The sequence below is a fragment of the Labrenzia sp. ATLA3 genome, assembly GCF_057180185.1.
The window spans coordinates 457,825-480,048 of record NZ_JBXUKV010000003.1; the positions used below are offsets into that span (position 1 = coordinate 457,825).

Below are 22,224 nucleotides of genomic sequence, written 5' to 3' on the forward strand. Positions count from 1 at the left end.
ATGAGCCTTGCCCAAGACATTGCGATTCTCAAACAAATCCCGACGCTTTCGGATTTTCAGGACGATCAGCTTCGTTTGCTCGCCTTCAGCGCCGAAAGCATGGATTACAACCGCGGCCAGCGCCTGTTCGATCAGGGTGACCGCGCCGATGGTGGTTTGGTAATCACCAGCGGCACGGTTAGTCTGCAGATGCGCACCAAGGACGGCTACGAGGAAATCGAGCGTGTCGGTGAGGGTACGCTTCTGGGCGAGACTGCTCTTCTTGCTGAAAACAAGCGCCCCTGCCGGGCAGAAGCCGTCGACGGCGTGAGCATCATCCGCATTCGCCGCGCGTTGTTCAAACGCATGATCCTGGAATTTCCGGAACTCGCCCAACGCATGCTCGACCAGCGCGCCCAGCAGTTCCGCGAAACTGTCACGGCCCTGAAGCCTATTGGCGAGAAGATGGCCGAGCTGGAACAGATCAACGCCGAGCGCCGCGTGCGCGACGACGAGAAGCAGTCGTAAGGCGAAAGCCTGAGCGCAATATCTCAGGCACTTCAAACAAGTCAAGACAGCGCCTGATTGTCGGCAGATCTTCGAGTTTCTCCGAAAACCTATTCTCCCCCGCCATTGCCGCGACCAGGCCACACTGCCAAGCTCGTCAGAAGGTCAAGGCGATCGACGTGGATCCCATCATCAAGTCATGGGCGGACGAAGGCAGAGGAACGCTTCGTTACGCTTGATCAACAGGTCCGCCGATAGGTTTACGCCCGGTTCAACCGCAGCTTCGGGCCAAGCAATCCGCCAACCCATCGAACAATTGCCGCAGCGGCGACCCCGAGCCCGATGATCCCGACCCAGACCGCCGGGCGGATCGCAACGGAAACAGCGAAATTTGCCTGAAACACCCGGTCCGCCGGAATGCCTGTGGCGAGGGCGTACCAGGCATATTCGATCCCGGCCGTACCCGCCGCCGCCACACATGCGCATATCGCCAGAACCAACGGGTTGGCGAGACGGAAGCCAACCTTGACCGCCAGCCTGTAGACCATCAGCAGCACGAAGAGGCCCGCCATCAGGGTCGCCTCCGTGACGTCGGATTTGGACTGCAGGAAGAAATGGAACAGCATGAGGCCGCCGATCGGATAGATCACCAGGTGCAGCCGCTGCCAGTTCCGACCGAGTTTGCGGATGGCCGCATCGAAGGATGTCGCACCCAGAACCGAAAGTCCGCATAACGCGACAAAGCCTATTGTCAGATAAAAGCGCAGGAAAATCTCGGAAACGACCTTGGCGAGGTTCCAGTTTTCCTGCGCCGCATAAAGGCCCAGATGCAACAGGGCGTAGGCAAGCACTGTTATGCCCAGCATACGGCGCACGCCGACAATCCGGTTCCACGAAAAAATCCGCCTGAGCGGTGTGATGGCAAGCGTCACAAGCAGGAACCGGATCGCCCAGTCACCGCTGGCGTGAAGCTCCATCTCGAATGGCTCCGGCAACACCGGACCAAACGCAAGGCTGTAAAAGATCTGCAATGCCGGAAGCAACGCGGCGATGAAAACAGCCAATCGCAAAACGGACAGGTTGCCGCGCCGGTCGGTCCAGGGAGCGTAGGAGGCCAGTGTCGTCATAGTCATGCGCTCCGCAGTATCGCACGAAGCGATCAAAAGCAGCGAAAAGCTTTTCAAGCTTGCGTGAAGAAGACGAGAAGCAGTTGCCCCGCGTTGTCCACCCCGCTTCCTCGGCAAGCTCCTATCGCTCCAACCCGCATGCACCCAACGCAAACGGGAAATCCGAGTTGGAACCACTCAAACCCAAGTGCCTTGTCATCCCGGTTTGTCGCGTCAGCGGCAAGACCGGGATCCAGCACCCCGTGTGATCAGACGTAGAAAACCCTACGAACTCAATGAATACTGGATCCCCGCCTTCGCGGGGATGACAAGGTTCATAGGCTTCGGGGCGGGGCGGCTTGGCGCGATTGCCGCGATCAACCCCCGGTGGATCGCCCGACAAGAGGGACTCCGGCCGTTTCGACAAGCTGCGCACCAGCAAGTCCCACGCAGCGGATTTAGCGATTCGGATTTCGGCGGCCCCGCATGCACCAACCCAGACAATAAATCCGAGTTGGAACCACTCAAACACGTGTGGTTGTCATCCCGGTTTGTCGCGTCAGCGGCAAGACCGGGATCCGGTACCCCGTGTGATCAGACGTAGAAAACCCTACGAACTCAATGAATACTGGATCCCCGCCTTCGCGGGGATGACAAGGTTCATAGGCTTCGGGGCGGGGCGGCTTGGCGCGATTGCGGCGATCGACCCCCGGTGGATCACCCGACAAGAGGGACTATGGCCGTTTCGACAAGCTGCGCACCAGCAAGCCCAACGCAGCGAATTTGCCGATCCTGATTTCGGCGGCCCCGCATGCACCAATCCTGACAGACAGACCAAGGTTAGAGCCACTCAAACCCGCCTGGTTGTCATCCCGGTTTGTCGCGTCAGCGGCAAGACCGGGATCCAGTACGCCGTGAGGCAAGGATTGGAACACCTTGCGAACTCAATGAATACTGGATCCCTGCCTTCGCAGGGATGACAAGGTCCATAGGCTTCGGAGCGGGGTGGCTTGGTGCGATTGCCGTTATCACCGTCCTGAGGATCGACCCCTTGAGAAACAAGCTATTGCGAAGAGCCATGCGGCTTGAGCGGGCAAAAGCATGAAATACAAAAAAGCCGGGCCTCACGACCCGGCTTTCAAATGAGCTAGACGGCAGGGCTTAGACCCAGGGGCGGTCGTTGCCCATCTTGCTTTCGAAGGTGTCGATATCTCCGGCCTTGGCCATGGTCAGGCCGATGTCGTCGAGGCCGTTGGTCAGGCAATGCTTGCGGAAGCTGTCGATACTGAAGGCGATGGCGCCGCTTTCCAGGCCCTTGATCTCCTGGTTTTCCAGATCGATCGTCAGCGTGAAATTGGCGCCGCGTTCAGCGGCATGCATCAGCGTTTCGAGTTCGTCTTCGGAAACCTGGATCGGCAAAATGCCGTTTTTGAAGCAGTTGTTGTAGAAGATGTCCGCAAACGACGTGGAAATGACGCAGCGAATGCCGAAATCGAGAAGGGCCCAGGGAGCGTGCTCACGCGAGGAGCCACAGCCGAAATTGTCGCCGGCGATCAGGATCTTGGCATTGCGATAGGCTGCCTTGTTGAGAATGAAATTCTCGTTTTCCGAACCGTCGTCGTTGGTGCGCATTTCATGGAACAGCGCGGTGCCGAGGCCGGTGCGCTTGATCGTCTTCAGGAACTGCTTCGGAATGATCATGTCCGTGTCGATGTTGACGATCGGCAACGGTGCCGCGACACCGGTCAGGGTCTCAAATTTTTCCATTCTTCTTCTCTCCTGAAAGGCCTGAAAACGGATGCCCGCTCACGCAGCAAGGCTGGTGGTCTGGTCGACGCCGAGCATCAGATTGAGGTTCTGGACGGCCGCACCGGACGCGCCCTTGCCCAGGTTGTCGTAGACCGCAACGATGGCGGCCTGCGCCCTGGCGTCATTTGCAAAGACGTGCAGTTGCAGCTTGTTGGTGCCGTTGAGCGCCTGCGGGTTGAGGCTGTCGGATTTCTCCAGCCCTTCCAGCGGTGCCACTTCGACGAAACCATCGGCCGCGGCAGCGAAATGATCCGCGATGGCCGCGTGCAGCTGCTCGCCGGTCGGAATGGTCGCCAGACCGGCCAGGTTCAGCGGCACAACCGTCAGCATGCCATTGTAGAAGTTGCCAACGGTTGGCGTGAACAGCGGCGCTGCATCCAGCAGACCGTATTCGGTCATTTCCGGCAGGTGCTTGTGGTTGAAGCCAAGCGCGTAAGGCGCAACCGCGTTGACGCCCGTCCCTGCAGCTTCGTAATCGGCAATCATGCTTTTGCCGCCACCGGAATAGCCGGAGACGCCGAAATAGGTCAGGTTGAAATCCGACGGCAGCAGCTTTGCGGCGACCAGCGGACGCACCGCAGCGATAAGCCCCTGCGGCCAGCAGCCCGGATTGGTGACACGCATGGCGGCGGCGACGATGTCGGCCTGATCGAGATCCATTTCGGCAAAGCCGTAGGCCCAGCCCTCGGCAACGCGGTGGGCGCTGGAGGCATCGATCACGCGGGTGGTGTCGTTTTCGATCAGAGCCACGCTTTCCTTGGCCGCCGCATCCGGCAGGCAAAGAATGGCAACATCGGCCTTGTTGAGATAGTCAGCCCGGGCCGCCGGATCCTTCCGGCTGTCTTCCGGGATGGAGATCAGCTCAAGGTCGCGGCGCATGGCAAGGCGCTCGCGGATCTGCAGACCCGTCGTACCGGCTTCACCATCAATAAACACGCGCGCAACCATAGCCCGCTCCTCTCCTTCTCGGGATCGCCGTAACGTTCGAGCCGCAAGACACGAAAGTTTCCACGCCGATCAGTGTAAAATCGCAAGCGTCATACACCCAATCGCGCGGCTTGTCACCGCCGCGCGCCACTGCGTTATCTCAACGGGCCATTGAGTGATACTCATCATTCGGACGCATGTCGGAGGCGGCGGCCACCCGGTTGGTCATGTTGAAGAAGGCTGCCACCGAACCGATGTCCCAGATATCGCGATCCGTAAACCCGGCATCCCTCAGGGCCTGCCGGTCGCTTTCCACGATCTCTGCCGGCTTTTCCGTCAGCTTGACGGCAAAGTCGAGCATCGCCCGCTGCCGGGGCGAAAGATCTGCGACCCGGTAGTTCATCACCATCAGTTCACCCAGCACGGGATCCCCGGAAAGTTCGCGCACCGCGGCCCCATGGGCAGTCAGGCAATAAAAACATCGGTTGACCGCGGAAACCGCAACGGCAATCATCTCCCTTTCAAGCTTGGAGAGCGCACACTCGCCCAGCATGAGGTCGTTGTACATGTCAGTGAAGGCGCGCAGCTTCGTTTCGTCGAACGCATAGGCCTTGAGAACGTTGGGCACGAGCCCCAGTTTCTCTTGGCACAGATCGAAATAAGCCTGTGTCTTTTCACTCAATGTTACACTTGAATCGATTTGCAAGGCCGTGACTTTACTTGACAATTTGCTCCTCCCATCATGAAACCGTTTATGTCGTTGAAATACGAACTTAAGTCTTAAAACGAGCCAGCGACAGAGCCAAACCGTAAGATCGCCTAAGGGGATGGAAAATGCCGGACAAACACGACGTCGAGAAATTGAAGATCATCGACGCGGTCCAAGCAACCTTGAATCAGGAAGATCCGGCTCTCGCCGAGTTTTCAAGCGCCTTTTATGACCGGGGCGCCGCGGAAGACCTTGTGGCCTACACCGCGGAGGAACTGATCGGCTTTGCCCGTGAAGCCTGGCAGGATTTCCAGAATCACGAGCTCGGCACACATCGCGTCAGCATCGCCGACCCGGCGTTCAAGGCACAGGGCAGCAAGGTCAAGGGCGTCTCGGTCATCGAGGTCGTAAACGACAACATGCCGTTCCTGGTCGATTCCGTGATGGACGAGCTGCAGGACAGCAAGATTGAGGTGCACCTGGTCCTGCATCCGATTTTCATCGTGGAACGGGATGAAAACGGCAAGCTGACATCGGCCACGGCCCGCAAGAAGCCGCCGAAGCGGACCGACCGGCAGGAAAGCCTCATACATATTCACGTGACGCGGATCGATTCGCCCGAAGCCCGTGCGACCCTCAAGGCGCGGCTCGACAAGGTGCTGTCCGATGTCCGCGCCGTCGTGTCCGACTTCAAGCCGATGCAGGAACGCCTCGCTGAAGCCATCGACACCTACAAGACCACGCAGATTCCCGGCAGTAGCGACGAATTGTGGGAAGCGATCCATTTCCTGGAATGGATGGAGAACGACAACTTCATTTTCCTCGGTATGCGCGAATACATGTTCGAGGGCGGTGTCGAGGAGGGCGAGCTGTCGCCCCACGAAGGCACGGGCCTTGGTCTCTTGTCCGATCCGGACGTGCGCGTGCTGCGCCGTGGCACCGAGTTCGTCCAGATCACGCCCGAAATCCGCGAGTTCCTGAAGAAACCCGAACCGCTGATCATCGCCAAGGCCAATGTGAAGAGCACCGTGCACCGGCGCGTGCACATGGATTACGTCGGCGCCAAGCTCTATGACGACGACGGCAAGATGAACGGTGAACTGCGTATCGTCGGCCTGTTCGCCTCCACCGCCTACACGGAACCGACCAGCACCATCCCGTTCCTGCGCCGCAAGGTTGCCAGCGTGCTGGCCCGCGCCGGCTACGGCTCTGAAAGCCATTCCGGCCGGGCGCTGCGAAACGTTCTTGAAGCTTTCCCGCGCGATGAACTGTTCCAGATCGACCGCGACCGCCTGTTCGACTTTTCCATCGCCATTTTGCAGCTCGACGAGCGTCCGCGTATCCGTGTTCTCTCCCGCCCGGACAAGTTCGACCGCTATGTCTCCATTCTGGTGTTCGTTCCGCGTGACCGCTATTCCACCGAGGTGCGCCTGAATGTCGGCACCTATCTGGCCTCGGTCTACGAAGGGCGTGTCTCGGCCTGGTATGTCACCTATCCGGAAGGCCCGCTTGCGCGGGTTCACTACATCATCGGGCGTGACCGCGGGGAAACGCCGAAGCCGCTGCAGGAAGAGCTGGAAGCGGCCGTTGCCGACATGGTGCGCACCTGGTCCGACAGCGTACGCGACGCACTGAAGGACGAATTCGCACCGGCGCAGGCCCGCAAGCTGGCCGACCGCTACGCGCTGTCGTTTCATGGCGGCTACAAGGAAGTCTACAACGCCCAGTCCGCGCTGTTCGACATCGTCAAGCTGGAGACCCTGTCCGACACCAACGAAACAACGATTACCTTCTATCGCCAGTCGGGCACCAGTGAAAACCGCCTGTCGCTGAAGGTCTATCACCGCGGTTCGCCGATCCCATTGTCCGCGCGCGTGCCACTGCTGGAAAACATGGGCTTCCGGGTTATCAACGAGCGGACCTACCGCGTTACACCCGCCGACGCCCCCCTGTCCTATCTCCATGAGATGACGCTGGAATCACGCAGCGGCGAGGATTTTGTCTTCTCCGACCAGCTGCAATCCCGGCTGGAAAGCATGTTCATGGCGGTGTGGACCGCGCTGGCGGAGGACGACGGTTATAACCGCCTGGTGCTGACGGCGGATCTCGCCTGGCGCGACGTGGCGGTGATCCGCGCCCTGTCGCGGTATCTGCGCCAGGCCGGCATCCGCTTTTCCGAAGACTACATGTGGTCGACGCTCAACAACTATCCGAAGGTCACGGCCAAGCTGGTGGAACTGTTCCACCTGCGCTTCAACCCGGATGTCACCGCGAAAGACCGGGACCTCGGTACAGAACGGCTGGAAGGCGAACTGACCGCCGATCTGGAAGAGGTCGCCAGCCTTGACGATGACCGCATCCTGCGCCGGTTCCAGAATGCGATCGAATCGATCCTGCGCACCAACTTCTACCAGCTCGACGACGACGGTCAGCCCCAGCCGACGTTTGCCTTCAAGATCGACAGCCGCCGGATTGACGACCTGCCGCAACCGCGCCCGTTCCGGGAAATCTTCGTCTACAGCCCGCGCGTGGAAGGGGTGCATCTGCGCTTCGGCATGGTTGCCCGTGGCGGCCTGCGCTGGTCTGACCGGCCGCAGGATTTCCGCACCGAGGTGCTGGGCCTCGTCAAGGCGCAGCAGGTGAAGAACGCGGTGATCGTTCCGGTCGGCGCCAAGGGTGGTTTCGTGCCCAAGAACCTGCCGCCGATGAGCGATCGTGACGCCTGGTTCAAGGAAGGCACGGAAAGCTACAAGATCTTCATCAACGCCCTTCTGGACGTGACCGACAACCTGGACGAGGACACCGTCCTGCCGCCGCAGCGGGTGCAGCGCTACGACGGGGACGACCCCTATCTGGTGGTGGCCGCCGACAAGGGCACGGCCACGTTCTCCGATACGGCCAACAGCATTTCGGAAGGCCGGCACTTCTGGCTTGGCGACGCCTTCGCCTCCGGCGGATCCGCCGGCTACGATCACAAGAAGATGGGCATCACCGCACGCGGCGCCTGGGAAGCGGTCAAGCGGCACTTCCGCGAGATGAACCGCGACATCCAGAGCGAGCCCTTCACGGCGGCCGGTGTCGGCGACATGTCCGGCGACGTCTTCGGCAACGGCATGTTGCTGTCGAAGGCAACCCGGCTGATCGCCGCCTTCGACCACCGGGATATCTTCATTGATCCGGATCCGGACCCGGCAAAAACCTGGGAAGAACGCAAGCGGATGTTCGACCTCGGGCGTTCGTCCTGGAAGGATTACAACACCGACCTGATTTCCAAGGGCGGTGGCATCTTCTCACGCCAGCTGAAATCCATCCCGCTCTCGCCGGAAATGCAGGCCCTGCTCAAGCTGGGCAAGGCCAGCGCAACACCGCAGGAAGTGATGACGGCCATTTTGCGGATGGAAGTCGATCTCCTTTGGTTCGGCGGCATCGGCACCTACATCCGCGCCAAATCCGAAACGGACGCCGATGTGGGCGACCGCGCCAACGACCCGATCCGCATCACCGCGTCGGAAGTCGGCGCAAAGGTGATCGGCGAAGGCGCAAACCTCGGCCTGACCCAGCTTGCCCGTATCGCGTTCAACAAGAAGGGCGGGCGCTCCAACTCCGATGCGATCGACAATTCCGCCGGGGTGAACTCCTCGGATATGGAGGTCAACATCAAGATCGCCCTCGGGGCTGCGGTCAAATCCGGCAAGCTGACCATCGAGCAGCGCAACGAACTCCTGGCCGAAATGACCGACGAGGTCGCCGAGCTCGTGCTGCGGAACAACTATCTGCAGACCCTGGCCATCTCCATGACCGAACTGCGCGGCATGGAAGACTTCGGCTACCAGGTGCGCATGATGCGGCAACTGGAACAGGCCGGCCTTCTCGACCGGGTTGTCGAACAGTTGCCGGACGAGGCAACGCTCGACGAAATGCGCAAGGCCGGGTTGCTTCTCACCCGCGCCGAACTGGGCGTGCTGCTGGCCTATGCAAAGATCACGCTCTTTGACGCGCTTCTGGAAAGCTCGGTTCCCGATGATGATTATCTCGCTCGTGAACTGTTCCGCTATTTCCCGGACCAGATGGCCGATACCTACAAGGACGAGATCAGCGGCCACAGGCTGCGGCGCGAAATCATCGCCACGATGCTGGCCAACTCGATGATCAACCGGGGTGGCCCCACCTTCATCACCCGTCTGCGCGATCAGACCGACGCCACGGCGACCGAAATCGCGCAGGGCTTCGTCGCCGTGCGCAACAGCTATGACCTGACCGACCTCAACACGGAAATCGACCAGCTCGACACAAAGATCGACGGCGCCTTGCAGCTGGAACTCTACTCGGAAATCCAGTCGCTGCTTCTGGAACGGGTGGTCTGGTTCAAGCGCAACGTCTCCTTCGACAAGGGACTGTCCGCAGTCGTCGAACGGTTCCGCTCCGGCATTGCCGTGCTGCGCGGCCGTCTGGAGACGGTCTTGCCGGAAGAGCCCGCTGCAGTCCTGGCGGACCGCACCGCGGCCTATGTGAACCAGGGCGTTCCCGAAGGCCTGGCACGGCGGATCGCCTGGCTACCGGCGGAACGGGCCATTCCCGACATCGTCATCGTTTCGGAAGAAACGGAGGCCGATCTCGATACGGCGGCAAAAGCCTATTTCGAGGTCGCCCACCACTTCCAGCTCGGTGCGATCATCGAATTGGCCAACGATCTCGACGTCCGGGACTATTACGATGGCCTTGCACTCGACCGTGCACAGGCAACGCTGGTCTCCGCTCAGCGGGCGCTGGCCATCGCCGCAGTCCGGGCAGGCGGTTTCTCAAGCTGGCTGGAAGAACACGAGGCGGAAGTGGGCCGGCGCAAGCGCTCGGTCTCGGAAATCCTCGACGGCGGCCTCAGCGTGTCGAAATTCTCCGTGGCGGCCAGCCTGCTCGCAGAAATCTGCGGCACCGCGTAAACGCCAGCACACCAGACAAAAGGGCCGGCAGTTCCGCTGCCGGCCTTTTTCGATTTCCTTTAAGCACCCAGAGCAAGTGGCCCATCCTTCGAGACAGCGCTACGCGCTTCCTCAGGATGAGGTGATATGTGTTGCCAGGCTGGTGAGAGGCCTACCTTCCCACACCCTCATCCTGAGGAGCCGCGCAAGCGGCGTCTCGAAGGATGGGCCGCATACGCCAACCGAAACTCACTCCTGCAACAGACACCGGATTTTCGCAAACGGCTGTAGGCTTCAGGTCCTGGAAGCGATAGACAGGAATGAATTGGGCTCGTCCCGGTCTTGATCCTCCAGGTAGCGAGTTGCCCGTTCCATGACCCCCGTTTCAGACATTCCCTTTCAGGCATCCAACAGGCGCACCGTTCTTTCCTGGGCGCTGTTCGACTGGGCGGCGCAGCCGTTCTTCACGCTGATTACCACCTTCGTCTTTGCGCCCTATTTTGCCTCGACTCTGGCTGCGACGCCCGCCGAAGGCCAGTCGCTGTGGGGATACGCCACCGCGGCTGCCGGGCTGTGCATTGCCGTTGCCGCTCCCGTCCTGGGGTCCGTTGCGGATGCGACCGGACGGCGAAAACGCTGGATCCTTGTCTTCTCGCTGCCCTTCGTCATCTGCTGCTGGGCCTTCTGGTACGCTGCACCGGGAAGCCCGAACAGCATCGCCATAGCCCTCGTCGCCTTTGCCATCGGCACGCTGTCCATCGAAATCGCTACCGTCTTCAACAATGCCATGATGCCCTCGCTGGTGCCGCCGGAACGCATCGGGCGCCTGTCCAGCTTCGGCTGGGCGCTTGGCTATGCCAGCGGCCTGATCACCCTGGTGATCGCGCTTGGATTTTTCGCTGCCAGCCCCGAAACGGGCAAGACCCTGCTCGGTTTTCAGCCGGTCCTGGGACTCGATGCGGTGACACGGGAAGGCGACCGGGCCGTTGGTCCGTTCTCAGCGCTCTGGTATCTTGTTTTCGTCCTGCCGATGTTCCTGTTCGTGCCGGATGTGCCGCATCAATCGAAAATCGGCCCTGCCGTTCGCACTGGAGTGGCAACCCTGCTCACGAGCCTGGCTCAGGCACGCACCAACAAGAACATTTTCCTGTTCCTTCTCGCCAACATGATCTTCAAGGACGGTCTTGTCGCCCTCTTCGCCTTCGGCGGTATCTATGCCGCTGGCCAGCTCGGCTGGGGCTCCATCGAAATCGGCACCTTCGGCATCATCCTGACCGTCACCGGGACCCTTGGCCTGTTGCTCGGCGGGCCGATGGACGACCGCTTTGGAGCCAAGCCGGTGATCGTTTTCTCGCTTGTCGTTCTGATGGTCTGCGGCCTCGGCATCATCTCCATCGACAAGACAACGGTGTTCTTTGTCATCAAGACCGCCGCGGCCCCTGAAGGCGCGCTTTTCGCGTCTCTGCCGGAACAGGTCTTCATTGCCCTTGGCGGTGTCATAGGCGCGGTGTCCGGCCCCATGCAGGCTTCATGCCGCAGTCTTCTGGTCCGCATTACCCCGCCTCAGCACGCAACCCAATATTTCGGCCTTCTGGCCCTGTCCGGAAAAGTCACCAGCTTCCTCGCTCCGCTCACCGTTGGCGTGGTAACCGCGCTCACAGCCAGCCAACCGGCAGGCATGTCTGTTATCCTGGTGTTTTTCGGCATCGGCCTGATGTTGCTGCTGAAAGTGCGGGAGCGATAAAACGCGCACCGGGGTGGGTGTTGCCCAAACAAAAACGCGCCGGAAAAGTCCGGCGCGTCTGATGTTTGCTCTGGTGAGGTCTTGCGTCAGGCAACCTGGCGGACGTTGGCAAGGAAGCCTTCGACTTCCTGCTTGAGGCGGTCCGCTTCCGTTTGCAGAACGTTGGCGGAGGCCGAAACCTGACGGGCCGCGCTGCCGGTGTCGTCTGCCGAGGCAGCCACCTTGACGATGTTCTGCGCAACTTCCTGGGTGCCGTTGGAGGCTTCCTGGATGTTGCGGGCGATCTCGTCGGTGGCAAGACCCTGCTGTTCGACCGAAGACTGGATGGACGAAGAAATCTCGTTCATCTTTTCGATTGTTTCGGAGATGCCCTTGATGGCGTCCACAGAACCGGCGGTTTCCGTCTGGACAGACTGGATCTGCAGCGAGATTTCCTCGGTCGCCTTGGCGGTCTGGTTGGCCAGTTCCTTCACCTCGGCGGCCACAACGGCAAAGCCCTTGCCGGCTTCCCCGGCACGCGCCGCTTCGATGGTTGCGTTCAGCGCCAGAAGGTTTGTCTGCTCGGCGATGTCGGTGATCAACTTGACCACTTCGCTGATCCGGTTGGCAGCTTCCGCGAGCCCTTCGATCTTGCTGTTTGTCGACTTGGCCTGCTCCACGGCATGGGACGCAATCTCCGAGGACTGTGTCATCTGGCGGGAGATTTCGCCGACGGAAGCCATCAGCTCCTCTGCAGCGGACGCGACCGTTTCCACGTTCGACGAGGCTTCTTCGGAGGCGGCAGCCACTGCCGTACTCTTTTCGCTGGTGTCGTCGGCACCCGCCGTCAGCGTCACCGACGCCGCGTTGAGATCCTGCACCTGATGCATCACGGTCTGGGTCAGCTCGGAGATCTGGCGGTCGAAATTCTGCGACAGCTCGCTGATCCGGCTTGCGCGGGCCAGTTGCTGGCGCTGTGCTTCTTCCTGCTCGGCGGCCAGGGCTTCGGCCTGTTGCGCCTTTTCGCGGAACACTTCGAGAGCGTTGCTGATCTCGCCGATTTCGTCGTGGCGGTCCGTGTCCTGGATCGGCTCGTCATAGCGGCGGTCGATAAGTGCCTGAATGCTGCCAACGGCGCGTTCCAGCGGGCGGCGAACAATGGTGTTACCGACGAAGTAGATGGACAGCGCCACCGCGATGAGCAGCACGACACCCACGATGATAATCATGGTGGTGATCGAGGATGATGCCGCATTGAGGGTTGAAAGCGGCACGTTGACCACAACGGCCAGCTTTGCATCGGTACCGGTCACGCTGACCGGCATGACGATACGGTGCACATCGGTGCCGAGCGTGTTGGAGTATCCGTCATAGGCAAAGGGTTCGCCGTTCTTGACCGCTGCCAGAAGCTTGTCCTGCACGGCGAGATCGGCTTCAGACCGGCCTTCCGTCCACGGCTTGCCGAGAACCGCGGAATCCGGATGAGCGATCCAGACGCCGTTCTGAGACAGGAGGTGGACCGACCCCGTATCCAGCGGGCGCTGTTTGCCCAGCACTTCAGACAGCGGGGTCAGAAGAATGTCGCCACCAGCAACACCGATGACCGTGCCGCCGTCGCGGATTGGGGATGAGAACGACACGCCGGTCACGACCTTGCCGTCGGCATCCCAGTTATACGGTTCCGTCATGTAGTCCTTGCCGGACACATAGGCACCGTTGAACCAGAGGTCGCCGGCGTCACTCAAGTCTCCGACGGTGATTTCCTCAATCGGGCGGTAGGTCAGGGTTCCGTCCGGCTTGCGGAAATAATAGGGCTGCCACTGTCCGCCGACGGCCCATCTCTCGTTGCCCTTCAACTCCGCGTCCCTGCCGTCAAGCTTGTCACCGGCGATCACGCCCCAGGTGCCGGCAAGATCCATGTTGGTCAGCGTTGCGTTTTCAACAACAGAGTTCCAGGCTTCTCGATCAATCACACCGGCTTTTTTCATGCCGCTGAGGGAACTCGCCAAGGCCTGTGCGGACTTGAGACCGTTTTCCAGACCGTTCTGCACAAACTCGGCCTGCTCACGCGCCACGGCCTCGGCTTCCGAGCGCGCCAGGTCTCCTGTAATCCGGGAAGCTTCCCATGCGATAAAACTAATGCCGACCACCAGGGCGACAGTAAGGGTAGCCGCACTGGCTCCTATTAGCTTTGTTGTGACCTTCGCGCGTCCAAACACCGGCAATCTCCGTGAATCGCAAGAAAAAGGCAGGCCAATACCTGCCGAAACTTACGTCACACTACCCTACCGTGCGTTAACAAGGTCTTCAGCGAACCCAATTTTCCGTGTTGTTGCGGTATTTTTTAGATGAAATTTCAGATTAATATCTAGCTAATACGTAAAGCAGAAAGGTCTACCCAAAAAAGAAGGGCCGGTCCTCGCGGAAACCGACCCTTCAAATCGACGAATGTCAGAAATTAATGCCTGAAATGACGCATGCCGGTCATCACCATTGCAAGGCCTGCCTCGTCGGCTGCCGCAATCACATCCTCATCGCGCATGGACCCGCCCGGCTGGATCACGGCTGTCGCACCGGCTTCGGCTGCGGACAGAAGACCATCGGCAAACGGGAAGAAGGCATCGGAGGCGACCACACAGCCCTTTGTGAGCGGTTCGGAAAGGCCTGCAGCTTCGGTCGCGTCCAGCGCCTTGCGAGCGGCGATGCGTGCGGAATCCACACGGCTCATCTGGCCGGCGCCAACACCAACCGTCGCGCCGTCCTTGGCATAGACAATGGCGTTGGACTTCACATGCTTGGCGACCCGGAAGGCAAATTTCAGATCGGCCAGTTCCTGCTCGCTCGGAGCACGCTTAGTGACAACCTTGAGGTCAAGGTCGTCGACCACGCCATTATCGCGTGACTGGACGAGAAGACCGCCAGCGACGGATTTGACGAACAGGCCCTTGGCGCGCGCATCGGCAAGGCCACCGGTGACCAGAAGGCGCAGGTTCTTTTTCCCCGCGATGATTTCCCGTGCCGCATCATCGGCATCCGGCGCAATGATGACTTCGGTGAAGATCTTGACGATTTCTTCCGCCGCAGCAGCGTCCAGCGTCTGGTTCAGGGCAACAATGCCGCCAAAGGCGGAAACCGGGTCGCAGCGCAGGGCCAGCTCGTAAGCTTCCTTCAGGCTGGTGCCTTCGGCAACGCCGCAGGGGTTGGCATGCTTGATGATGGCGACGGCGCTCGTGCGGGCCGGATCGAACTCGCTCACCAGCTCGAACGCGGCGTCCGTGTCGTTGATGTTGTTGTAGGAAAGGGTCTTGCCCTGCAACTGCCTGGCCGTGGCCACACCCGGACGCTGCTCTCCGGTGGTGTAGAAACCGGCCGTCTGATGCGGGTTTTCGCCATAGCGCATGACTTCGGCAAGGCTGCCGCCAACCGCGCGGTGGGCGGGCGTTGCCTCGTCCAGTTGATCCGCCATCCAGTTGGAAACGGCGGCATCATAGGCAGCCGTCCGGGCAAATGCCTTCTGTGCCAGCTTCTTGCGCAGCGCCAGCGGTGCCTTGCCGTCGTTGGCATCAAGCTCGGAAATCACCGCATCGTAGTCGGCCGGGTCGGTGACGACGGTGACATAAGCATGGTTCTTGGCAGCCGCACGGGTCATCGCCGGACCGCCAATGTCAATGTTTTCGATACCGGTGGCATAGTCGGCACCGGAGGCGACAACGTCCTCGAACGGATAGAGATTGCCGCAGAAGAGGTCGATGCCGACGATGTCATGCTCGCTCATCGCCTTCTGGTGGTCCGCATCGTCACGGACCGACAACAGACCGCCATGCACCTTCGGATGCAGCGTCTTCACGCGGCCATCCATGATTTCCGGAAAGTCGGTGACTTCGGAAATATCCAGAACCGCAAGCCCGGCTTCCTTCAGCGCCTTGTAGGAACCGCCGGTGGAAACCAGCTCGACACCACGCTCGGACAGAGCTTTTGCAAAGTCGACAAGGCCGGTCTTGTCGAAGACGGACAGAAGCGCACGCTTGACGGAAACCAGCTCGGGAACGGGTACGGCTTTGGACACAATGGCCATGAATTTGCCTCGCAATAGGGGACGATCCGGGAATTGCCGTCGCCCTATCACGTCTTCAGCAAAAGCGGAAGGTCTCTATTCTTCCAGCGGCAGTTCGTCCGGCTCATCGAAATCGCTGGTGCCGCGTCGGCTGAGCTTCGCCGTCGCCGTCTTGCGGAACTGCCACCCAACCGAAGGGGCCTCGAGCACAGCACCGGTGATCACGATCTGCTCGCTCTTGCGATGACCGTAGACATCGGACAGATAGATGCTTTCTTCCAGCATGACTTCCGTACCCGGCGCCTCGAATTCCCACGCTTCGCCATCCCGGCAGACCAGCAGCACCGCCGATCCGCCCCGGATGAGCGAGCTGCGCAGGCCCGGGTGCAGGTGAAAACGGATCGCATAGTGGTTTTCCCGGTCAACCTGCGCGATTGCCGAGAACGTATCGATGCCATCCAGCACCGTGCCGTCGCCTGCAAGGCGGATGTCCCTTTCATGCAGGACGTGGAACTCGCTCGCATAGCCGTCATGGGAGGCGGTGATCCGGCTTCCGGCAGCATCGTCTTCCCGCTCCACCGGCACCTTGACCGGTCCGGACAGGATGGGAGCACCCAGAATATGCCCGAAAGGCCGGTCGGACAGGAACCGGCAGGAAGACGTATCCTCGATCACCGCTGTTGAATGGGCGGGCGTCGAGCGGCTGACCCGGCGCCAGGCCGGGTTGGACTTGGGTGAAACGCCGCAATTGACGACGATGCGGTTGCTGCCGGAGGAAAACTCGAAGGACAGGCAGCCTGCATGGGCGTCGCGGGAAACACCCACCGCAGGGGCAGGGCCGGTGTCGATCACGACGACGGATGTCCCGCCAATGAGACGCTGATAGCCCGAATGCGGCGCGTTGAGCGGCGGCGCGCCGCGTGCATCGTCATACGCCAGAATGGTCGCAACAAGATCGCTGGGCGTGGAGCCCATACCGTTGAAATGCGCCAGCGCCCCGTCACCATGACGGAAGAAGCGCAAGAGCGGCATCATCCGGTCCACCGACTGCACCATGGCCGGCGGCACTTCCAGCCCCTGGGCCACGAAGGCCTGACGAACCGGCAGCAGATCCGCCAGAATGTCGATCAGCGCCTTCGGATTGCGCGATATGTGGCCGCCATCCGGCAGGATCTGGCGCGTCAGCTCCTGATCCAGTCGCCGGATGCTCTGGCGCGCGAAGCGCCCTTGCCCGGCCATGGAGATACAGGCAGAGGCCATGGCCAGCGCCGCATGCAGGCGCTCAACGCCGTCTTCCGTTTCATTGATGGTCTGGCGCAGATAGCGCACCTGGCGGGCCAGCGACCGCACGAAACTGCGGTAGAACTCGTGGTCGCCATCTTGAAGAATGAAGGGCGAATGGGCCAGCCAGGACAGGATGCGGCGCGTGACGACCGACGCTTCCCAGCCGATGTCGTGCCAACGGCCGCAGAACCTGATCCAGTCTTCCACCAGAGCCCGGGCATTTTGCCGGGAGATCTGGCTGTCGGCGGCCCGAAGATCCCGCATCCAGCCGAAACTGTGCAACTCGCGCTGCCAGTCTTCATGAACGGCCTTCAGTTCGAACGGAGATCTGCCTTGCGTTTCCACGAGATGGCCGGAAAACAGAAAGCGACCGCCGTAGATATCGGCGGCATTTGTCGCGTCAGCAGTACGCAGATCCTGCGGCGCGAGGAGCAGGCGCGCAGGCACAGCCGAAAACGGACGCATGCGGAACAGCGGCCCGCCATGCATCCATTTCAAGGAGCGTTGCCAAATATGCAGAGCCAAGAGCCGCCAGACGCGGCTTCTTTCACTGAGGCTTGCAGTATTCACCAAACCATCTCCAAAACTGATGGTTTTTGCGCGTTTATGGGGTGTCTCCGGTATCTATTTCTGGAAACGAACCATTAAGGTTAGCATTTCATTTAAAGAATCATTGCAAGTGAACAGTTTATTCCGCGTTAAAACCGGCGGACTCTTGCGGCAAAAAAGCCGTCCATGCCCTTGTTCACAGGCTCCACGGCGGCGCTGTGGCAGGGCAGACAGCGAAGATAGCCTTCTTGCGTGACACAATCGGCAAGACCGCCCACCTCGCCGGCGTCGACCGGAACCAGCTCGATTTTCCCGCTCTGCCTGTCCAGAAAAGCTGACACCTGGGCTTCACCCTCGGCCGCTTCCAGCGAACAGGTGCAATAGACGATCAGGCCGCCCGGCTTCACCCAACTGATCACCCTGTCCAACAGCTCGCTCTGGATTTCCGTCAGCTTTTCAACGTCATACGGCTTCTTGATCCAGGGCACATCGGGGTGCCTGCGAATCGTTCCCGTTGCGCTGCAGGGCGCATCGAGCAGGATCGCGTCAAAGGGCTCTTCCGGCTCGAAGGCCCGAAGATCCGCCGCAACCGTTTCAACGCTCAAGCCAAGACGGCTCATGTTCTCTTCAAGGCGCTTCAAGCGCGCTTTCGAAATATCAACCGCGGTGACGGAGGCGCCGGCGGCTGCCAATTGCGCGGTCTTGCCGCCCGGCGCGGCACAAAGATCGGCAACACGCAGACCCTTCACGTCGCCCAGGAGACGAGCGGGAAGCGCCGCAGCAGCGTCCTGCACCCACCATTGCCCGTCGCCGTACCCTTCCAGTGCGTCGACCGCCCCCTTGCGAGCAACGCGGATGCTGCCTGCTCCCACGATCTGGCCGTCCAGCTTTTGGGCCCATCCTTCCGGATCCGCCTTTACAGACAGATCGAGCGCGGCTTCATTTTCGTGAGCCTGCGCAATCTCGCGCGCCGTCTCCGCTCCATAGGCCGCCTGCCAGCTTTCCATCATCCAGTCAGGCGTGTTCAGCACGGCAGCATCGAGATCGGCCGTTACGTCGTCCCGCTCGCGCCCAAGCCGCCGCAGCACGCCGTTGACCAGGCCCTTGTAGGGCCGGGCACGGCGGTCGAAGCCGGCATGGTCGACAGCAAGCGAGACCGCTGCGCGATCCGGAATGTCGAGAAAAAGCATCTGGGCAATGGCCACATGCAGAATATCCAGAACCCGCCCCGTCTTTTCCGGGATCGGCCGGTCGAGCAAGCGGTCCAGAATTTCGGCAATCTCCCCCCGATGGCGCAAGGCTGCACCGATGATCGCGCGCACCAGCGAGCGGTCGTTGGCAGCGAGCGCACGAAACCCGGAATGACCGGATGCGATGTCCAACTCGCCGTCGAGAGGCCGTTTCTTGTGAACGACGTTGCCAAGGATATCGGCAGCCACCTTGCGCGCGGCGAACCCCGGCTTTTCGGCCTGTTCCGTTGCCGGTTTGCCGGCTGGCTTCTGTTTGTTATTGGGCCGTTTGGTCAAGGGTCAATCCATTCACGCAGCCGGCCGTGCTGTTGCGGCCGGTATCAAAATCAAGCGCCGCAGACCGGTCTGCCGGTCGCGGCGCATCTGGTCATATTAGAGCCGGGCAGTGTTCCGGCAAAGCTGTTTTTGCCGTGGAGCCGGACCTTCCGGGGGACAGAAACCTATCCCCACGGTCCTTTCGGGCGGCGCGGTTCGCTGGATGGACCAGTCGAACCGGCGCTGCCCCAGGGGCCGGACTGCCGCGGAGCCTGGCGGGTAAACGACGTCGGACCGCTCCTGCCGCCGGTGCCCAGCCCCGCATCGGCCAGCTTGCGCAATTCGTTAATGCGGTTCTGGGTGTTCGGGTGGGTCGAGAACAGGTTGTCCATGCGCTCACCGGACAGCGGGTTCATGATGAACATGTGGGCCGTCGCCGGATTGGCTTCCGCATCCGGATTGTGGATGTGTTCGACGCCCCGCGAAATTTTCGCCAGCGCGGATGCGAGCGACATGGGTTCACCGCAGATCTCTGCCCCCCTCCGGTCGGCCGCATATTCGCGGGTCCGGGAAATCGCCATCTGCACCACCATCGCCGCCAGCGGCGCGACGACCATCATCAGAATGACCCCGACGATGCCGAGCGGATTGTTGCGGTTGCCGCCGAAGAAGAAGGCAAAATTGGCCAGCATGGAAATCGCACCGGCAATCGTCGCCGTGATCGTCATGATCAGCGTGTCGTGGTGCTTCACATGCGCCAGCTCATGCGCCATCACGCCGGCAATTTCATCGGGCGTCAGCATGTCGAGCAGCCCGGTTGTCGCGGCCACGGCGGCATTTTGCGGGTTCCGGCCGGTCGCAAAGGCGTTCGGCTGCGGATTGTTGATGATATAGACCTTGGGCATGGGCAGTTCGGCATTCTGTGCCAACCGCTGTATCATGCGGTAGAATTCGGGAGCTTCGCGCTCGTTCACCTCCCGCGCATGATGCATGCGCAGAACCATCTTGTCCGCGTTCCAGTAACTGAACAGGTTCATGGCGGCCGCAATGAGCAGCGCGATCAGCATGCCCGACTGACCGCCGATCATGAAACCGATCCCCATGAACAAGGCGGTCATCGCCGCCAGAAGCATTGCTGTGCGAATATAGTTCATCGCCGCGTGTTTCCGTTTCTGTTCCAATTACGACTGCTTGCAGAAGGGCACGTTTTGGCCTTTCTATCCTTTCAACAGATGGGGAGTGCTGCCATCCTTGGCAAGATTACCCTATATACGCCAGACGAGACCGCAGAACCGGACCACGAAGAGCCATGACAGAAACACCGGACAGCCCGACGAGCCGCTACAGCCAGAGCGACGCTCCTTCCCTGAAGACCTCGGTCGAGGAAGCTCCGAAGCGGACATTCGAAGACCTGCCGCCGGCCGCCCAGCGCGCTTTGCTGGAAGCCGAGGAACGGCGCAAGGAAATCGACGCCAGACAACAGAACCTGCCCGAAGAGATCAACGGACGTGGCGGGCTGGAACCCACCCGCTACGACGATTGGGAGATCAAGGGATTGACGTCGGACTTCTGAGGAGCCGGTCCTGGCCTGTTTGCTTGTTAAAGAACTTGACGCCTGGGACGGAAAAGACACCGCGTTTCTGGAAAAGCTCTTCCGCCAGAACGAAGGAAAGCATGACTTCCTGCGAAGTCTGATCACTTCCTGTGACACTCGGGATCTGCAACGCGGTGCCACTCGGCTGATAAAGACCAATCCGGTCTTCACCGTGACGGTGGCAATTCTGCCTCTTGAAGGGTAAGTTGCCGCCCCCACTTGAAAATTGCAGTTGATATCAATTGATTTTCTTAAGGACTGGCAGATGACGATCAGGTTTTACAGCATCAACGATGCCTATGGCTGCTTTTCCAATTTTTCACCGCATCCGATTCAGATCGGGCGGGTCTGGCCGACGTCAGAACACTATTTCCAGGCGCAAAAATTCAGTGACCTTGCGTTGCATGACAAGATTTGCCGTGACCCGTCACCCATGCGTGCGGCACAAATCGGCCGGAGCCGAAAGCACCCCCTCAGGCCCGACTGGGAAGACTTCAAACTCGACGTCATGAGAACGGCGCTTTTGGCAAAGTTCACGCAGCACGACGACCTGCGCACAATCCTGTTGGAAACAAAGGGGCAGGACCTCGTTGAACACACACCGCATGACCACTTCTAAGCTGACGGCGGCGATGGCTCCGGTAAGAATATGTTGGGGTCCTTGCTAATGGAGCTGCGCGCCGTCCTGGCCCCCGATGGCAGCTTGCAAGGCCCATTTAGCGGATACGAGGAAATCAAACTGGCTGAAACCGACTGATTTTACCGTGACAGGCAGCCTGATTTCTTCGCTGACCTCGGGACTGTCAGGACCATAGATTGCATGTCAAAGATAATTCTTGGCTTCGTTTCTAGACGAGCTTGCACACCTCCGCCGCGACAGCCTTTGCGAGATCTGCCTGCGGTTCCGCCTCGAAATGAACGGCATCGATCGGACTGGCCGAAATGACCGTGCCCGTATCGAAAAACGCCGCGCCATATTCCGCGGCCTTCTCACGGTAACAGTCTGCCAGGCGGTGAGATTCGGCGACACTCAGGTCGCTGAACTGTGCCGCGTAAGGCGTTCCTGCCAGAGGCGCCAGCGGCGGCGGCGCCATCAACAGCACTTTCGGCGCCCGTCCTTCGACATCGTCGGTCGGCCTGCGGGCAAAATCCAGAAGGCGTCCCATGGCAATCGCGATTGTTTCCGCGTTCATGCCGAAGCGCGCCTGAAGGTCGTTGGTGCCGAGCATAATGATCAGAATGTCTATGGGCATATGCGTCTTGCGGACGGTCGCCAGATGCGCAAGGCCGTTCTTGTCGCCCTTGACCGGATCCTCAAAGACCGTCGTTCGGCCGTTGACGCCTTCTTCCGCCACATAAAACCCGTCGCCAAGTTCCTTCTGCAAAAGCCGCGTCCAGCGGACATCTTGGCCATAGCGGGACTTGTCGACCGGGTTGAAGCCCCAGGTGAGGGAATCGCCGAAACAAACAACGGTGACGGGATTTTTTCTTGTTTCCGACATCATGGACCCTGCTCAGGTGTGCGCCCTGTTGAAAAAGCCGGCAGACTTCGTTTCTACCGA

Annotated in this window: 15 protein-coding genes; 5 read left to right on the top strand and 10 right to left on the bottom strand. The window is 60.4% G+C overall.

Translation table 11 applies throughout. The features are described from left to right. Positions 1-507: a Crp/Fnr family transcriptional regulator gene (locus AC2A6O_RS10080; RefSeq protein ID WP_148583426.1), complete on the top strand. Its 507-nt coding sequence runs from the start codon at positions 1-3 to the stop codon at positions 505-507. Positions 508-746: 239 nt separating this feature from the next. On the opposite strand, the gene msrQ is transcribed toward AC2A6O_RS10080, so the two are convergent. The 4 genes from msrQ to AC2A6O_RS10100 all read right to left on the bottom strand — a co-directional run bounded on the left by msrQ (position 747) and on the right by AC2A6O_RS10100 (position 5,055). Further along, entirely contained in the window at positions 747-1,613 is an 867-nt protein-coding gene (gene msrQ, locus AC2A6O_RS10085) for a protein-methionine-sulfoxide reductase heme-binding subunit MsrQ (RefSeq protein ID WP_498926713.1), read from the bottom strand. 1,140 nt (positions 1,614-2,753) lie between these two features. Beyond that, on the bottom strand, positions 2,754-3,359 hold the full coding sequence (leuD, locus tag AC2A6O_RS10090) for a 3-isopropylmalate dehydratase small subunit (protein WP_498926715.1): 606 nt from the start codon (positions 3,357-3,359) through the stop codon (positions 2,754-2,756). A gap of 39 nt (positions 3,360-3,398) precedes the next feature. Further along, positions 3,399-4,349, bottom strand: coding sequence for an N-acetyl-gamma-glutamyl-phosphate reductase (argC, locus tag AC2A6O_RS10095; RefSeq protein ID WP_498926717.1), 951 nt, complete (start codon positions 4,347-4,349; stop codon positions 3,399-3,401). Between the two features lie 139 nt (positions 4,350-4,488). Continuing rightward, the gene (locus AC2A6O_RS10100; protein ID WP_148583422.1) at positions 4,489-5,055 is read right to left on the bottom strand and encodes a peroxidase-related enzyme; all 567 of its coding nucleotides are present in this window, start codon (positions 5,053-5,055) and stop codon (positions 4,489-4,491) included. 107 nt (positions 5,056-5,162) lie between these two features. Here AC2A6O_RS10100 and AC2A6O_RS10105 point away from each other — a divergent pair, with 107 nt between their 5' ends. Together AC2A6O_RS10105 and AC2A6O_RS10110 are read left to right on the top strand one after the other, a co-directional pair. Continuing rightward, a complete protein-coding gene (locus tag AC2A6O_RS10105; RefSeq protein WP_498926719.1) occupies positions 5,163-9,974 on the top strand; it encodes an NAD-glutamate dehydrogenase in 4,812 nt (1,603 codons plus the stop codon). Between the two features lie 352 nt (positions 9,975-10,326). Next, a complete protein-coding gene (locus tag AC2A6O_RS10110) occupies positions 10,327-11,697 on the top strand; it encodes an MFS transporter (protein WP_498926721.1) in 1,371 nt (456 codons plus the stop codon). A gap of 86 nt (positions 11,698-11,783) precedes the next feature. Here the strand turns inward: AC2A6O_RS10110 and AC2A6O_RS10115 are convergent, their stop codons facing one another. The 5 genes from AC2A6O_RS10115 to htpX all read right to left on the bottom strand — a co-directional run bounded on the left by AC2A6O_RS10115 (position 11,784) and on the right by htpX (position 20,222). Continuing rightward, positions 11,784-13,895 (bottom strand): methyl-accepting chemotaxis protein, encoded by a 2,112-nt coding sequence (locus AC2A6O_RS10115; protein WP_498926723.1) that lies wholly within the window; start codon positions 13,893-13,895, stop codon positions 11,784-11,786. A 239-nt stretch (positions 13,896-14,134) separates the two neighbouring features. Next, entirely contained in the window at positions 14,135-15,751 is a 1,617-nt protein-coding gene (gene purH, locus AC2A6O_RS10120) for a bifunctional phosphoribosylaminoimidazolecarboxamide formyltransferase/IMP cyclohydrolase (protein ID WP_498926725.1), read from the bottom strand. A gap of 75 nt (positions 15,752-15,826) precedes the next feature. Beyond that, positions 15,827-17,503, bottom strand: coding sequence for a heparinase II/III family protein (locus AC2A6O_RS10125; RefSeq protein ID WP_148583469.1), 1,677 nt, complete (start codon positions 17,501-17,503; stop codon positions 15,827-15,829). Between the two features lie 209 nt (positions 17,504-17,712). Continuing rightward, positions 17,713-19,089, bottom strand: coding sequence for an RsmB/NOP family class I SAM-dependent RNA methyltransferase (locus AC2A6O_RS10130; RefSeq protein WP_498926727.1), 1,377 nt, complete (start codon positions 19,087-19,089; stop codon positions 17,713-17,715). 164 nt (positions 19,090-19,253) lie between these two features. Further along, a complete protein-coding gene (gene htpX, locus AC2A6O_RS10135) occupies positions 19,254-20,222 on the bottom strand; it encodes a zinc metalloprotease HtpX (RefSeq protein WP_148583416.1) in 969 nt (322 codons plus the stop codon). A 155-nt stretch (positions 20,223-20,377) separates the two neighbouring features. On the opposite strand from htpX, the gene AC2A6O_RS10140 reads away from it, so the two are divergent. Together AC2A6O_RS10140 and ybiA are read left to right on the top strand one after the other, a co-directional pair. Then, positions 20,378-20,641, top strand: a complete 264-nt coding sequence (locus AC2A6O_RS10140) for a DUF1674 domain-containing protein (protein ID WP_205513911.1) — start codon at positions 20,378-20,380, stop codon at positions 20,639-20,641. Between the two features lie 286 nt (positions 20,642-20,927). Next, positions 20,928-21,281, top strand: coding sequence for a riboflavin biosynthesis intermediates N-glycosidase (ybiA, locus tag AC2A6O_RS10145; RefSeq protein WP_498926729.1), 354 nt, complete (start codon positions 20,928-20,930; stop codon positions 21,279-21,281). Positions 21,282-21,510: 229 nt separating this feature from the next. Here ybiA and AC2A6O_RS10150 read toward each other — a convergent pair whose 3' ends face one another. After that, entirely contained in the window at positions 21,511-22,164 is a 654-nt protein-coding gene (locus tag AC2A6O_RS10150) for an SGNH/GDSL hydrolase family protein (RefSeq protein WP_498926731.1), read from the bottom strand. Positions 22,165-22,224: the final 60 nt, after the last annotated feature.